The 13,855-nt window shown below is 71.2% G+C and carries 15 protein-coding genes; 10 read left to right on the forward strand and 5 right to left on the reverse strand.

The annotated features are described in order from the left end of the window. Positions 1 to 11: 11 nt before the first annotated feature. The 3 genes from AB0M83_RS21900 (at position 12) to AB0M83_RS21910 (ending at position 4,128) form a co-directional block, all read left to right on the forward strand. Entirely contained in the window at positions 12 to 1,457 is a 1,446-nt protein-coding gene (locus AB0M83_RS21900; RefSeq protein ID WP_364519725.1) for a PLP-dependent aminotransferase family protein, read from the forward strand. A 150-nt stretch (positions 1,458 to 1,607) separates the two neighbouring features. Next, on the forward strand, positions 1,608 to 3,377 hold the full coding sequence (locus tag AB0M83_RS21905; protein ID WP_364519727.1) for an MFS transporter: 1,770 nt from the start codon (positions 1,608 to 1,610) through the stop codon (positions 3,375 to 3,377). A 64-nt stretch (positions 3,378 to 3,441) separates the two neighbouring features. Further along, positions 3,442 to 4,128: a hypothetical protein gene (locus AB0M83_RS21910; RefSeq protein ID WP_364519729.1), complete on the forward strand. Its 687-nt coding sequence runs from the start codon at positions 3,442 to 3,444 to the stop codon at positions 4,126 to 4,128. Here the strand turns inward: AB0M83_RS21910 and AB0M83_RS21915 are convergent. The 3 genes from AB0M83_RS21915 to AB0M83_RS21925 all read right to left on the reverse strand — a co-directional run bounded on the left by AB0M83_RS21915 (position 4,118) and on the right by AB0M83_RS21925 (position 6,312). Further along, positions 4,118 to 5,215: an acyltransferase gene (locus AB0M83_RS21915; protein WP_364519731.1), complete on the reverse strand. Its 1,098-nt coding sequence runs from the start codon at positions 5,213 to 5,215 to the stop codon at positions 4,118 to 4,120. The two genes, AB0M83_RS21910 and AB0M83_RS21915, sit on opposite strands and share 11 nt — an antisense overlap. Positions 5,216 to 5,372: 157 nt before the next feature. Further along, the gene (locus AB0M83_RS21920) at positions 5,373 to 6,032 is read right to left on the reverse strand and encodes a peptidylprolyl isomerase (protein ID WP_364519733.1); all 660 of its coding nucleotides are present in this window, start codon (positions 6,030 to 6,032) and stop codon (positions 5,373 to 5,375) included. Between the two features lie 25 nt (positions 6,033 to 6,057). Then, a complete protein-coding gene (locus AB0M83_RS21925) occupies positions 6,058 to 6,312 on the reverse strand; it encodes a DUF2631 domain-containing protein (protein WP_155545384.1) in 255 nt (84 codons plus the stop codon). Positions 6,313 to 6,486: 174 nt separating this feature from the next. On the opposite strand from AB0M83_RS21925, the gene dxr reads away from it, so the two are divergent. From dxr to AB0M83_RS21945, 4 genes are all read left to right on the forward strand, one after another. Then, positions 6,487 to 7,689 (forward strand): 1-deoxy-D-xylulose-5-phosphate reductoisomerase, encoded by a 1,203-nt coding sequence (gene dxr / locus AB0M83_RS21930; RefSeq protein ID WP_364519735.1) that lies wholly within the window; start codon positions 6,487 to 6,489, stop codon positions 7,687 to 7,689. 3 nt (positions 7,690 to 7,692) lie between these two features. Further along, positions 7,693 to 8,907, forward strand: a complete 1,215-nt coding sequence (locus AB0M83_RS21935; protein WP_364519736.1) for a site-2 protease family protein — start codon at positions 7,693 to 7,695, stop codon at positions 8,905 to 8,907. A gap of 118 nt (positions 8,908 to 9,025) precedes the next feature. Then, complete coding sequence (gene ispG, locus AB0M83_RS21940) at positions 9,026 to 10,177, forward strand: flavodoxin-dependent (E)-4-hydroxy-3-methylbut-2-enyl-diphosphate synthase (RefSeq protein WP_364519737.1); 1,152 nt, start codon at positions 9,026 to 9,028, stop codon at positions 10,175 to 10,177. A gap of 17 nt (positions 10,178 to 10,194) precedes the next feature. Then, positions 10,195 to 10,866, forward strand: a complete 672-nt coding sequence (locus AB0M83_RS21945) for a methyltransferase domain-containing protein (protein ID WP_364519738.1) — start codon at positions 10,195 to 10,197, stop codon at positions 10,864 to 10,866. Here the strand turns inward: AB0M83_RS21945 and AB0M83_RS21950 are convergent. Then, complete coding sequence (locus tag AB0M83_RS21950) at positions 10,855 to 11,109, reverse strand: hypothetical protein (RefSeq protein ID WP_364519739.1); 255 nt, start codon at positions 11,107 to 11,109, stop codon at positions 10,855 to 10,857. The two genes, AB0M83_RS21945 and AB0M83_RS21950, sit on opposite strands and share 12 nt — an antisense overlap. A gap of 83 nt (positions 11,110 to 11,192) precedes the next feature. Between AB0M83_RS21950 and AB0M83_RS21955 the strand changes: the two genes are divergently transcribed. Together AB0M83_RS21955 and AB0M83_RS21960 are read left to right on the forward strand one after the other, a co-directional pair. Next, complete coding sequence (locus AB0M83_RS21955; protein WP_364519740.1) at positions 11,193 to 11,999, forward strand: AraC family transcriptional regulator; 807 nt, start codon at positions 11,193 to 11,195, stop codon at positions 11,997 to 11,999. Then, positions 11,996 to 12,388 carry a VOC family protein gene (locus tag AB0M83_RS21960; RefSeq protein WP_364519741.1) on the forward strand — a complete coding sequence of 131 codons (393 nt, stop codon included), beginning with the start codon at positions 11,996 to 11,998 and terminating at the stop codon, positions 12,386 to 12,388. Before AB0M83_RS21955 ends, AB0M83_RS21960 begins: the two co-directional genes overlap by 4 nt. A 299-nt stretch (positions 12,389 to 12,687) precedes the next feature. On the opposite strand, the gene AB0M83_RS21965 is transcribed toward AB0M83_RS21960, so the two are convergent. Further along, a complete protein-coding gene (locus AB0M83_RS21965) occupies positions 12,688 to 12,894 on the reverse strand; it encodes a DUF4177 domain-containing protein (protein WP_364519742.1) in 207 nt (68 codons plus the stop codon). 100 nt (positions 12,895 to 12,994) lie between these two features. On the opposite strand from AB0M83_RS21965, the gene AB0M83_RS21970 reads away from it, so the two are divergent. Next, positions 12,995 to 13,849, forward strand: coding sequence for a GNAT family N-acetyltransferase (locus tag AB0M83_RS21970; protein WP_364519743.1), 855 nt, complete (start codon positions 12,995 to 12,997; stop codon positions 13,847 to 13,849). Positions 13,850 to 13,855 lie beyond the last annotated feature (6 nt).

Below are 13,855 nucleotides of genomic sequence, written 5' to 3' on the forward strand. Positions count from 1 at the left end.
ACAATGGCCCGATGGACAGAGCCAAAAGCCCGCTTCCGGAGGGGTCCATAGGGTCGGACTTCCTCCAGCTCGACGTCCGCGAGGCGCCGCCGGGCGGGCTCGCGGACTGGCTCGCCGGGCAGCTGCGCGCCGCCGTCGCCGACGGCCGGCTCCCGGTCGGCGGCCGGCTGCCCGCGTCCCGGGTCCTGGCCGCCGAGCTGCGCGTGTCGCGGGGCGTGGTCACCGAGGCCTACCAGCGCCTGATCGACGACGGCCACGCGGTGGGCCGGGGCCGGGCCGGCACGGTGGTGGTGGCCGCGCCCGTGCTCGCTCCCGAACCCGCGCGCGTCCGGCCGCCGTCGAAGGTGATCACGCCGATGCCGGGCGCCGAGGTCTTCGACGCGGTCCGCGCGGCCCCGGCCCGGATCGACCTCACACCGGGTGTCCCGGACCTGACGGCGTTCCCGCGCGCGGCGTGGCTGCGGGCCGAACGAGCGGTGCTGGACGAGCTGGAGCCGGCGCACTTCGGCTACGGCGACCCCCGCGGGGCGCCGGCGATGCGGCTCGCGGTGTCGCACTGGCTGGCGCGCAGCCGCGGCATCCGCGTGGACCCCGGCGAAATCATCGTGGTCGCCGGGGTCGCGCAGGCGCTGACGCTGGTGGGGGAGGTGCTGCGGCAGCACGGCGTCGACGAGATCGCGGTCGAGGACCCGAGTTCGCTGGGCGCGCGCCAGCACCTGCACCACTGCGGCCTGGCGACCCCGCCGGTCCCGGTGGACGACGACGGCCTGCGCGTCGACGGCCTGCGCGCCCCGGCGGTGCTGGTGACGCCGGCCCACCAGTTCCCGATGGGCGTGGTCCTCGGCGGCGAGCGCCGCCGCGACCTGATGCGCTGGGCGGCCGACGGCGGCATCGTGGTGGAGGACGACTACGACGCGGAGCACCGCTACGACCGGGCGCCGGTGCCCGCGGTCCGGTCGATGCTGCCGGAGGTGTGGTACACGGGAAGCGTTTCGAAGCTGCTGGCACCGGCGTTGCGCGTCGGCTGGCTGCTGGCGCCACCGCGGTTCCGCGACGACCTGGTGGCGGCGAAACGGTTCGCGGACCTGGGCAACCCGGTGCTGGCACAGCTGGTCCTGGCCCGGTTGATGGAGACGGGCGAGCTCGAGCGGCAGCTGCGGGTGGTCCGGGCCCGGCACCGCCGCCGTCGTGACGCGATGATCCGTTCCCTCGCCTCGGACCTGCCTTCGGCGGTGGTCCACGGCGCGGCGGCGGGGCTGCATCTGACGATCACGTTCTCTTCGGACCTGGACGACGTCGCACTGGCGGCGGCCGCGCTGGCGGAAGGGGTGAAGGTCCAGCCGCTGTCGTGGCACCGGCAGCTGCCCGGGCGGCCGGGGATGGTGCTGGGCTACGCGGCCCGGACGGCGACGGAGATCGCCGAGGGGGTCGCGGTACTGGGGAAACTCCTGCGCTGACGGCCGTACTCGTGCCGACAAGTAAAGGATCCACAAAGGACAGTCAAGCGAGTGTGATCATGCTCTCCCAGGCGATTCCGGAACTTGGTTGCCATACGCAAGCAAGTTGCTTAGCCTAGCTAAGGGACTTGCGAGCAGAAGGGTTGCACAGTGGCGGAACGCCGGACGTATTCGATCGCGGAACTGGGGCCGCGGTACAAGTGGATCGCGCTGTCCAACACGACGCTGGGCATGCTGATCGCCACGATCAACTCCTCGATCGTGCTGATCGCGCTGCCCGACATCTTCAAGGGCATCGGCATCAACCCCCTCGAACCGGCCAACACCAGCTACCTGCTGTGGATGATCATGGGCTTCCTCGTGGTCACCGCGGTGCTGGTGGTGAGCTTCGGCAGGCTCGGCGACATGTACGGCCGCGCGAGGATGTACAACCTCGGCTTCGCCGTCTTCACCGTTTCTTCGATCATGCTGGCCGTCACCTGGTTCGGCGGTGACGCGGCCGCGCTGTGGCTGATCGGCTGGCGGATCGTGCAGGGCGTCGGCGGCGCCTTCCTGATGGCGAACTCCTCGGCGATCCTCACCGACGCCTTCCCGGCCAACCAGCGCGGGCTCGCGCTCGGCATGAACGGCGTCGCGGCCATCGCGGGCTCGTTCCTCGGCCTGGTCGTCGGCGGCGTGCTCGCCCCGGTCGACTGGAACCTGATCTTCCTGGTGTCGGTGCCCTTCGGCGTGATCGGCACGATCTGGGCGTACCTCAAGCTGCACGACACCGGCATCCGCAAGCACGCGCGGATGGACTGGTGGGGCAACATCACCTTCGCCGTCGGCCTGATCGCGGTGCTCGTCGGCATCACCTACGGCATCCAGCCCTACGGCTCCTCGCAGACCGGCTGGGCCAGCCCGATGGTGCTGAGCTGCCTGATCGGCGGCGTCGCGGTGCTGGTGGCGTTCGTGATCATCGAAACCAAGGTCGACAACCCGCTGTTCCGCCTGTCGCTGTTCAGGATCCGGTCGTTCACGTGGGGCAACGTCGCCAACCTGACGGCGTCGCTCGGCCGTGGTGGCCTGCAGTTCATCCTGATCATCTGGCTGCAGGGCATCTGGCTCCCGCAGCACGGCTACACGTTCGAGCAGACGCCGTTGTGGGCGGGCATCTACATGCTCCCGATGACGGTCGGGTTCCTGGTGGCCGCGCCGACGTCGGGCATCCTCGCCGACCGGATCGGCAGCCGCATGCTCGCCTCCAGCGGCCTGTTCATCACGGCCGTGACGTTCCTGCTGCTGATCATCCTGCCGGTGAACTTCGACTACTGGGCGTTCGCGGCGATCCTGCTGATCAACGGCATCGGCATGGGCATGTTCTCCTCGCCCAACCGGGCCGAGGTGATGAACAGCCTCCCGGCGGACTCGCGCGGCTCCGGCGCGGGCATGATGACGACCTTCCAGAACGCGGCGATGGTCCTGTCGATCGGCTTCTTCTTCAGCCTGATCATCTCGGGCCTGTCGAGCAGCCTCCCGTCGACGATGAAGGCGGGCCTGCTCGCGCACGGCGTCCCCGACGCGGCGGCGACGCAGGTGGCGAACCTGCCGGCGGTGGCGGTGCTGTTCGCGGCGTTCCTGGGGTACAACCCGATCCAGCAGCTCCTGGGCGGCCAGCTCTCGGCGCTGCCCCCGGACCAGGCGTCGTTCCTGACGGGCCGCAGCTTCTTCCCGAACCTGATCTCGGGCCCGTTCCAGTCGGGCCTGGCGGTGGCGTTCGGCTTCGCGATCGCGGTCTGCCTGATCGGCGCGGTGGCATCGTTGCTGACGAAGGACGCTCGCCCGAAGGACCGCGAGTCGGTGGGCGAGGAGCTGGCGGCGGTGGCCGGGGAGTCCGGCGGCGGACCGAGCGAATTGGTGTCGCCGTCGGTCGAACGCTGACGGTGGTTTCGGAGCCGGGTGCCGCAGTTGCGCGGCACCCGGCTTTTCCCGTTGGGGGGCGGAGATGGTTCCCGAGAACGCCGGGCGCCTCGGCGAGCTGCTGGCCGAGGCCGGTACCCGTGCGTGCGCCCTGGCCCGCGAGGCACTGACCACGGGCGCGCCGGCCGACTTCTGGGAGAAAACCCAGCCGACGTCGAGCACGCGGTCGCTCTACGGCCGCCGGGAGCAGACCAGCCGCCGGGCGGGGCAGGGCTCGGTCGGCTTCGAAGCGGCCGTCCGCGCGTTGTGCGCGTACCGGGGCGCGGTGCTCGCGCGGGCGCAGATCGACGACCGTTCGCGCGGCGGCTACTTCTTCGAGGTGTTCCTGCCGCCGGACTTCGGCCGGGTCATCGCCTGCTTCGGCGTCGCGCGGGGCCGCCCGGTCCCGGCTTCGGACGCGCCACCCTGGACGCCGCTCGACGACATCGTGCACAGCCACACCCTGGAGACTCCGGACAAGGTCGTGAAGCTGCGCGAAGACGGCATCCCGGACGTGGCGGCGAGCCTGGTCACGAGCCTGGAGCGCACCCTCGCGATGCGCCGGTGGCGAAACTTCCGGCGGCACGCCGAGCTGGTGCCGGCCTTTCCTTCGCCCGCGGCGGCGGGTCCCCTGACCGCGGCGCTGGCCCAGGCTCTCGCCGAGCCCTACCCCAGCGCGCTCCTGGTGGCGATCATCGAGGACGCGCTGGCCGCGGTGCGGGTCAGGCCGTGACGAGCGCGGGTTCGGCGATCTCCGCCGCCGGCTCCGCCTTCTTCTCGCGGCGGCGGGTGATGATCCGGCGCCCGACGTCGATCATCGGGACCTCGACCCAGCGGTACAACAGGTCGGCGGCCAGCAGCCCGACGATCGTCACGGCGACCGCGGTGAGCGTCCGGTGCGGGGCGAACTGCGGGATCGCGCCCGCGACCGCCACCGCGATGACGCCCTGCATGAGGTAGAGCGAGTACGACCGCTCCCCGATGAACCGCATCGGCCGCCGCGAAAGGACCCAGGCGAGCGGCCCGCCGCCGGCGACCAGCGACGGCACCAGCAGCGCGGCGAGCAGGATGTAGAGCGTGCCGGTGATCGAACCGCCTTCGTCGCTGAGCAGTTCGGTGATCTCGCCGAACATGGTCTGGACCGCGACCAGCGCGGCGGCGACCACCAGCCCGACAGCGGGGTGCGTGAACACCCGCAGCGCGGCGAAGCCCTTGCGGTGGTGCAGCACGATCGCCAGCGTGCAGCCGATGAGGATCGGCGAGTAAGCGCCGGCGTAGGGCATGAAGGGGATCAGGGCGAGCATGAGGGCGACGAGCCCGAGGGAGAGGCTCAGCCGCTTCGCGAAGCCGAGCGCGCCGACACCGAACGCGAGCAGCGGCCAGACGAGGTAGAACTTCTGCTCGATGCCGAGTGTCCAGGCCTGGCCGAACAGGGTCATCTGGTGGAATTCGCCGACGAAGGCGGCGTTCCACGGCAGAGCGGCGATGATCCCGCTGTGCCGCAGGCCCATGCCCCGGAAGTAGGCGAAGACGACGACCACGCCGAGGATGACGTAGTAGACGGGCAGGATGCGGAAAGCTCGCCGGATGTAGAACTCGGCGAGCGACACCCGGCCGTTGCGGGCTTCCTCACGCAGGGCCAGGGTGGTGATCAGGAAGCCGGAGAGCACGAAGAACAGGTGGACGCCGATCCAGCCATTGGCCCGCACCCAGCTGGGCCCCCCGTAGTGGAAGACGACGACGAGCACGGCGGCGATGGCCCGGACCCCGTCGAGGGCGTCGAATCTTCGGGTGGCCAGGTAGGTTTCGTGTGTGATCATCGTGTCCCCCCTCAGGCTGCTCACAGCTTGGCCAATGTAATCGGGCGGGACCGGCATTCACTCGTTGGGGTGACGTTTCGGGCGTTCAGGCCGGTAGGGTGCTCGGTCGCGACGACGTCGTGGACGGGTCGGGGAAGCGATCGAGCAGGCCGGCGACCTACCAGCCGACGGAAGCCCGCTGGATCTTCACCGGGTGCGCCGGTGCCCCGTCCAACGGCCCGTCCGGGTCGGTCGGGATGATCCCGTCCGCCACCATCCGGTCCAGCGCCTCCATACCGCGCACCACGCGACCCAGCACCGAATAGTTCGCCGGGATGTTCGCGAACGAATGCACGATGAAGAACTCCGACCCGTTCGTCCCCGGCCCCTGGTTCCCCATGGCCACAGTCCCACGCGGGTACGTCTCCGCACCCGAAACCTCATCGGGGAACTTGTACCCCGGCCCGCCCTTCTCGACCTCGTAGATGTCCCCGCACTGGAGAACACCGAGACGCGAAGAGTTCGAAAGCCGCCAGCACTGGGACCGGTCGTAGAACCGCTGAAGAATCAGCGAAACCATGTTGTGCACCGCGCAAGGCGCCGCCCCGGCGCGGTTCAACCGCACCGTCACCGGGCCGTAGTTGAAGCGGAACGTCACGTCCACGGTCCCGCGCGTCAGCGCGAACGGCAGCGGACGCACCACCGGCCGGGCGGCCGGGTTGTCCGGCGTCGGCGTGAAAGTGCACCGGACGACCGGCACTGAAGCCGAAGCCGGCGCCGGCGCCGCCAGCAACGCACCCAGTACACCGACGAGAGCCAGACCCCAGCGCAGCTTCATGCCGGGCACGTTAGCCGGAAACGAACTACTTGCGCCAGGCTGTGCGCTGCTTGCGGATGTCCAGCACGAGCAGCAGGATCAGGAACAGCGACAGGCCGACGAGCCACACGTTCTCGGTGTTGTTCTCGTGGTTGCCCTTGATCATCACCAGCAGGATGATCGCGCTGACCCAGCCGGCGATGCGGGTGGCCTTCGGGAACGAACCGTGCCAGCCCCAGGCCGCGGACGGCTCGTCGCGGGGGTCGACCTCGGGCCGCTTCTCGACCGCCTTGCCTGCCACGATGAACTCCTCAAGACCCTTGAACCACGGACGCGCCGATGATCCCACACCTCCGGGCGCGCCGCGGAGACGGCCCGCGTGGTGCCGGCCACTCGGGAGAGCCCGAGCGGGCCTGGTCGCGCGACGGAACCTCCGGGTGCGCCGCGGAGACGCCCCGCGCGACAATGACCCGCGATGACTACCTCGCGAAGCGTTCTCGTGCTCGGCTCCACCGGGTCCATCGGCGTGCAGGCCCTGGAAGTCGCGGCGCGCAACCCGCACCTCTTCCGGGTGGCCGGCATCGCGGCGGGCGGCGCCGATCCGGCCGCGCTCGCCGCGCAGGCGCTCGCCCACGGCGTCGAGGCCGTCGCCGTCACCAAGGCGACGGCCGCCGAAGACGTCCAGCTCGCGCTGTACGCCGAAGCGCAGAAGCGCGGCTACGACCAGGGCGAGTTCAAGCTCCCGAGGCTTTTCGCGGGCTCCGACGCCGTGACCGAGCTGATCGACGCGGTGAAGGTCGACACCGTCCTCAACGCCCTGCCCGGCTCCCGCGGCCTCGAGCCGACGCTCAAAGCGCTCGCCACCGGCGCCACCCTCGCGCTCGCGAACAAGGAATCCCTCATCGCCGGCGGGCCGCTGGTGCTCGCCGCCGCGAAGCCCGGGCAGCTCGTGCCGGTCGACTCCGAGCACTCCGCCATCGCGCAGGCGCTGCGGGCCGGGCGCCGGAGCGAGGTCGCCCGGCTCGTGCTCACCGCCTCCGGCGGCCCGTTCCGCGGCCGCAAGCGCGCCGAACTCGCCGACGTCACCGTCGAGCAGGCGATGGCGCACCCGACCTGGTCGATGGGCCCGCTGATCACCATCAACTCGGCCACCCTGGTGAACAAGGGCCTGGAGCTGATCGAGGCGGCGCTGCTGTTCGACGTCGAGCCGGCGCGGATCGACGTCACCGTGCACCCGCAGTCGATCGTGCACTCGATGGTGACCTTCACCGACGGCTCGACGATCGCCCAGGCCAGCCCGCCCGACATGCGGCTGCCGATCGCGCTCGCCCTGCACTGGCCCGACCGGGTTCCCGAGGCCGCCCCCGCCTGCACCTGGGACAAGGCCGCGACCTGGACGTTCGAGCCGCTGGACGACGACGCCTTCCCGGCCGTCGAGCTGGCCCGCCACTGCGGCACCGTGGGTGGCTGCCTGCCCGCCGTCTACAACGCGGCGAACGAAGAGCTGGTCGCCGCGTTCCTCGCGCAGAACACCCGCTTCACGTCGATAGTGGACACTGTTTCCGAGGTGGTGGGTGCTGCCGACGAGTGGCGTCGCGAACCGCGCGACGTCGACGACGTTCTCGCCGCCGAGCGCTGGGCCCGCGCGCGGGCCCGTTCGATCATCGAGGGGAAGTAGCGGGTGTCCTACATCATCGGTGTGGTGCTCTTCGCGCTGGGGATCTGCGTCTCCGTCGCACTGCACGAGGCCGGCCACATGGTCACCGCGAAGGCCTTCGGCATGAAGGTCCGGCGGTACTTCGTGGGCTTCGGCCCCACGGTGTTCTCCTGGCGCCGCGGGGAGACCGAATACGGCCTGAAGTGGATCCCGCTCGGCGGCTTCTGCGACATCGCCGGCATGACGGCCCTCGACGAGGTGACGCCGGACGAGGCGCCCCGCGCGATGTGGCGGTTCAAGACCTGGAAGCGCACGGTCGTCATGAGCGCCGGGTCGATCACGCACTTCATCCTCGGCTTCGTCGTGCTCTACCTGATGGCCGTCACGATGGGACTGCCGAACCTGACCGGTCCCACCACGACCGAGCCGGTGCTCGCCGCGACCTCCTGCGCCCGCTCGGCCACGTCGGAGAAGGAGGCCCAGGACCCCAACTGCCCGCCGGGCGCAGCGCGTCCCGCGCAGGCGGCCGGGCTGCGGGCCGGTGACAAGGTCCTCGCGATCGGCGGCAAGCCGGTGGCGACCTGGGAAGCGATGCTCGCCACCGTGCAGGCCACCAGCGGCCCGACGCAGTTCGACGTCCAGCGCGGCGACCAGCGGCTGTCGCTGATCGTCGACGTGCCGAAGGTGCAGCGCTGGACGACCGCCGGCGTCAAGGAGGTCGGCATGATCGGTGCCTCGCCCGTGGTCCCGGCCGCGACCACGCAGTACGGCCCGGTCGCCGCGGTCGGCGCGACGTTCAGCTTCACCGGCACGATGTTCGCGGAGACCGCCCAGCGGCTCGTCGAGTTCCCCGAGCGCATCCCCGCCGTCGTCACCGCGATCTTCGGCGGCGAGCGCGACCCGAACACCCCGGTCAGCGTCGTCGGCGCGAGCCGGATCGGCGGCGAGGCCGTCGAGCGGGGCATCTGGGTGCTGTTCTTCTTCCTGCTGGCCAGCCTCAACTTCTTCATCGGCGTGTTCAACCTGCTGCCGCTGCTGCCGCTCGACGGCGGGCACATCGCGGTGGTCTGGTACGAGCGCGTCCGCGACTGGATCCGCGCCCGGCGGGGCAAGGTGGCCGGCGGGCCCGTCGACTACACGAGGCTGTCCGGGATCACGATGGTGCTGGTGCTCATCGGCGGCGCGGTCACGCTACTCACGGTGACGGCGGACATCGTCAACCCGATTCGTCTGCAGTAGTGCCTCGCCACGGAGGGGTTCCGGCCCCTCCGTGGCGATTCACACAGGCCGTAACGCTGCTCACCGTGACGGTTGACATGGTGCGGGTGGCCCGGTCGGGGTAGGTACGCTGGAGGCCGTGACCGTCGCACTCGGTATGCCCGCCCTGCCCCCGCCCGTCCTCTCCGAGCGCCGCAAGACCCGCCAGCTCCAGGTGGGTTCGGTCGGCGTCGGCAGCGAGTTCCCGATCTCCGTCCAGTCGATGACGACGACGCTCACCTCCGACGTCAACGCGACCCTGCAGCAGATCGCCGAGCTGACCGCCGCGGGCTGCGACATCGTCCGCGTCGCCTGCCCGTCGGCCGACGACGCCGAGGCGCTGCCCGCGATCGCGAAGAAGTCCCAGATCCCGGTGATCGCGGACATCCACTTCCAGCCGAAGTACGTCTTCGCCGCGATCGAGGCCGGCTGTGCTGCGGTCCGCGTGAACCCGGGCAACATCCGGAAGTTCGACGACCAGGTCAAGGAGATCGCGCAGGCCGCGAAGGACCACGGCACGCCGATCCGGATCGGCGTCAACGCGGGTTCGCTGGACAAGCGCCTGCTCGAGAAGTACGGCAAGGCGACGCCGGAGGCGCTGGCCGAGTCGGCGCTGTGGGAGGCGTCCCTGTTCGCCGAGCACGACTTCCACGACATCAAGATCTCGGTGAAGCACAACGACCCGGTGGTCATGGTGCGCGCGTACGAGCTCCTCGCGGAGCAGTGCGACTACCCGCTGCACCTCGGCGTCACCGAGGCGGGCCCGGCTTTCCAGGGCACGATCAAGTCGGCCGTCGCGTTCGGCGCGCTGCTGCGGCAGGGCATCGGCGACACGATCCGGGTGTCGCTGTCCGCACCGCCGGTCGAAGAGGTCAAGGTCGGCATCCAGATCCTGCAGTCGCTGAACCTCAAGCAGCGCAAGCTGGAGATCGTGTCGTGCCCGTCGTGCGGGCGCGCGCAGGTGGACGTCTACACGCTCGCCGAGCAGGTCACGGCCGGGCTCGAGGGCATGGAGATCCCGCTGCGCGTCGCGGTCATGGGCTGTGTCGTGAACGGCCCGGGCGAGGCCCGCGAGGCCGACCTCGGTGTGGCGTCCGGCAACGGCAAGGGCCAGATCTTCGTGAAGGGCGAGGTCATCAAGACCGTGCCGGAGCACGCGATCGTCGAGACGCTCATCGAAGAGGCCATGCGCATCGCCGAAGAGGCGGGCGAGTCCCTCGGCGAGGGCGAGCCGGTCGTCACCGCCGGCTGAATCTCTGGGGGTTCCGGGTGGCGAAGCCCCCGGCCCGGGGCGAAGTCCCGGCTGTCACAGCGTTGCTCGCGGACGAGGCCCTCGAGGCGTCGTCCGTCGTGGCCAACACCGCGATGAACCGGGAGCGCCGGCTGGCCGGGCGCGACGGTTATTCGCGGGTTCTCGGCTTCGACATCCTGAGCCTGCCGCCCGGTGCCCGCTGGCTGGACCTCTGCTGCGGCAGCGGGCGCGCACTCCTCGACGCGGCCGCGGCCCGGCCGGACCTGGACATCACCGGCGTCGACCTGGTCGGGTACTTCGCGGCGGCCGGGCCCGTGCGGTTCGAGACCGCGTCGATCACGGCGTGGGAGCCCTCGGGCCGGTTCGACCTCGTGACCTGCGTGCACGGGCTGCACTACGTCGGCGACAAGCTGGGCGCGCTGCTGCGGGCGGCGTCGTGGCTGAGCGAGGACGGCCTGTTCGTGGCGAACTTCGACGTCGCGGGCATCCGGGTACCCGGCGGCGCGCGGCGAGTCCTGCCGGCGTTGCGGGCCGCGGGGTTCACCTACGACTCACGGACTCGCCGGATCCGGCGCGCGGGGCCGTTCTCCGGCACGCTGCCGTTCCGCTACCTCGGCGCGGACGACCGGGCCGGCCCGAACTACACGGGCCAGCCGGCGGTCTCCTCCTCCTACGAGTCAGCCTTGTAGGTGGTGCTGGGCGGCGTCGCGGATCTGCAGGCGGACGTTCTCCAGCGCGGCGGCGACCTCGTCGATCTGCTGCGCCGCCAGCTGGATCGAGCCCTGGATCGCGGTCGCGGTCGACGTCTCCCCGAGCAGGCCGAGCACCTGCGCCTGCAGGTCTTCGAGTTCGCTCTTGGTGGCGAGCGCGATGCCGGTGGGCACCTGGTCGGCGAGCAGCTCCAGCTGCTGCGCCTGCTCCTGGATCGTCATGGGTGGTTCCTTCCGCGGTGGGGACGCACTGTCCGTGTTAGCAGAAAGCGGAACTGTCGGTGGTGACGTTTACGCTGGCATCCGTGAGCGTGACCTGGGCCGTCCGGCAGCCGCACCCGGTGGTGCGGCCCCTGGTCACGCGCTACGTCGGGTACGCGCAGGACGAGGTGACGCTGCCGGTCCACCGCGGGCTGCCGTCCCGGCACGTGACGCTGGTCATCAGCCTGGCCGGACCGGTCCGGATGGCCGGGCGCAGCTTGCGGGCGCTCGTCGGCGGGCTGCACACGAGCGCGGTGCTGATCCGGCAGGACCGCAGCCAGGCCGGGCTGCAGCTGGAGCTCGACCCGCTGGGCGTGCGGACGCTGCTCGGCGTCACGGCGGCGGAGCTCGGCGGCGAGGTGCACGACCTGGCCGAGTTCGGCCTGGGTTCGCTGCCGGACCGCCTGCGGGAGCTGCCGACCTGGGGCGAGCGGTTCGCCCTGCTCGACGAGGTGCTGGCCGCCCGCGCGGTGGAGCCGGTGGCGCCACCGCCGGAGCTGGGGGAGGCCTGGCGCCGGATGCGGGGCGCCGACGGCCGGGTCCGCGTCACGGACCTGGCCGGCGAGGTCGGCTGGAGCCGCCGTCACCTGGGGGAGCGGTTCCGGGCGGAGCTGGGGCTGGCGCCGAAGCAGGCGGCGCGGGTGCTGCGGTTCGAGCGGGCCGGGCGGCTGCTGCGGCAGGGGCACGCGGACTTGGCCGCGCTGGCCGTCGAGTGCGGCTACTACGACCAGGCGCACCTGACCAACGAGTGGCGGGCGCTGGCCGGGTGCACACCGGGCACGTGGATCGCCGAGGAGCTCCCGTTCCTCCAAGACGACCAGGTGGCGGCGGGGCAAGACTCGCGGGCATGACTCCTGAACCGAACGTCTGGCCCGCCCTGCGCTACGAAGACGCCCCGGCGGCGGTCCGTTTCCTCGTCGACGTCCTCGGTTTCACCGAGGCCCTGGTGGTGCCGGAAGGCGACCTGATCGCGCACGCGGAGCTGCGCTGGCCCGAGGGCGGCGCGGTGATGCTGGGCAGCGTCCGCCCGCCGGACGGGATCCACGACGCGATGAAGCCCGGCACCGGCGCGGTGTACGTGGTCTCGGACCAGGTGGACGAGATCTACGCGCGGGTCAAGGACGCGGGCGCGGAGATCACGGCGGAGCTGACCGACACGGAGTACGGCTCGCACACGTTCAGCCTCCGCGACCCGGAGGGCAACAGCTGGACGATCGGCACCTACCGCGGCGCTGCCTGAGCCAGCCCGGACGTCGTGAACGCCCCGTTCACCGCGTCCGGTGGCCGGCTGGAAGAAGGCGCGGTGATGCGCCGGCCGTGCTGTTCCACGGCCGGCTCGACCTCAGCTGCCGCGGTGGTGCCGTCCGGATGCAGTGAATGACTCATTCCTGGCGTCCGGCGCCAGGAATGAGTCATTCACTGCGGCAAGTCCGGGCCAGTGCGACCGGCCCGGCCCCGGAGAGCGGCGGGTGGGTGCCGCGAGGTCTTTCACCGCGCCCAGCGGCCTGAACGAGTCGTTCATGACCTTCCGGCGCCCGCCTACTGCACCGGCCGCTCGAAGGTCACCAGCAGCCCTTCGACCCCGCCGGGTCCCACCCGGCCCTTCACCTCCGCCGAGGTGATCGCCTTCAGCTGCCACCCGTCGACGGCGTGGTCGTTGAGCAGCTTCTCGAGCTTCCCGCCGGACATCTTGCCGCCGATCAGCTTCTCCCGGACCTCGACGACCTTGTACGTGTACCGCTGCATGCGCCCCATTCTCCTCGCGGACCACGACCCGGGCCGTTCATCTCACCGTGTCGACGGCCTCGCGTTCCGTTTACCGGCGGAATCTGGCACCCTGGAGCCCGTGTTGCGGCTTGCAGGTGCACGGCTGCTCGATGATCGGGACTATCCGGCGGTCCGTGCCGCGCTCGCCGCCGACCCGGTGGGCAGCTGCATGGTCAGCGCCCGGGTCGAGGCTGCCGGTCTCGACCCGTGGCGGCTCGGTGGCGAGCTCTGGGCCGCCGACAGCCGTCCGGTCCGGGCCGGTCGGCTCCAAGGGCTGTGCTTTTCCGGGCCCAACCTCATCCCGCTGCGCGGCAACGCCCCCGCCTTGCGCTCGTTCGCCGATCGCGCCCTGCGCAGACAGCGGACCTGCTCGTCGCTCGTGGGCCCGGCCGAGCAGGTCCTCGGTCTGTGGGACGAACTCGAAGACGAGTGGGGGCCAGCCCGCGAAGTCCGCGACGACCAGCCGCTGATGGCCCTCGACAGCACCCCGCTCGTGGCCGCCGACCCGCTCGTCCGCCCGGTGCGTCCCGACGAGCTCGAGCGGTACCTGCCCGCGGCCGTCGCGATGTTCATCGAGGAGGTCGGCGTCGACCCGCGCAGCGGCGACGGCGGCGCCAGCTACCGCGCCCGCGTCACCGAGCTGATCGGCGCCGGGCGCGCGTTCGCCCGCTTCGAGAACGGCGAAGTCGTGTTCAAGGCCGAGATCGGCGCGATGTCGGCGACCGTCGGGCAGATCCAGGGCGTCTGGGTGCACCCCGACCGCCGCGGCGACGGCCTCGGCACCGCCGGCACCGCCGCCGTGGTCAACCGGCTCGTGCGCGGGCTCGGCCGCACCGCCAGCCTCTACGTCAACGCCTACAACACCCCGGCCCTCGCCGCCTACCGCAAGATCGGCTTCCAGCAGGTCGGCCAGTACGCGACCGTACTCTTCTAAGCGGCT

The sequence above is a fragment of the Amycolatopsis sp. NPDC051106 genome, from assembly GCF_040682775.1.
Classification (GTDB): domain Bacteria; phylum Actinomycetota; class Actinomycetes; order Mycobacteriales; family Pseudonocardiaceae; genus Amycolatopsis.

Excerpts from the sequence above, each read along its gene's own strand:
- AB0M83_RS21900 (WP_364519725.1), top strand. The coding sequence starts at position 12 with ATGGACAGAGCCAAAAGCCCGCTTCCGGAGGGGTCCATAGGGTCGGAC.
- AB0M83_RS21910 (WP_364519729.1), top strand. The coding sequence starts at position 3,442 with ATGGTTCCCGAGAACGCCGGGCGCCTCGGCGAGCTGCTGGCCGAGGCC.
- AB0M83_RS21915 (WP_364519731.1), bottom strand. The coding sequence starts at position 5,215 with ATGATCACACACGAAACCTACCTGGCCACCCGAAGATTCGACGCCCTC.
- AB0M83_RS21920 (WP_364519733.1), bottom strand. The coding sequence starts at position 6,032 with ATGAAGCTGCGCTGGGGTCTGGCTCTCGTCGGTGTACTGGGTGCGTTG.
- dxr (WP_364519735.1), top strand. The coding sequence starts at position 6,487 with ATGACTACCTCGCGAAGCGTTCTCGTGCTCGGCTCCACCGGGTCCATC.
- AB0M83_RS21950 (WP_364519739.1), bottom strand. The coding sequence starts at position 11,109 with ATGACGATCCAGGAGCAGGCGCAGCAGCTGGAGCTGCTCGCCGACCAG.
- AB0M83_RS21960 (WP_364519741.1), top strand. The coding sequence starts at position 11,996 with ATGACTCCTGAACCGAACGTCTGGCCCGCCCTGCGCTACGAAGACGCC.
- AB0M83_RS21965 (WP_364519742.1), bottom strand. The coding sequence starts at position 12,894 with ATGCAGCGGTACACGTACAAGGTCGTCGAGGTCCGGGAGAAGCTGATC.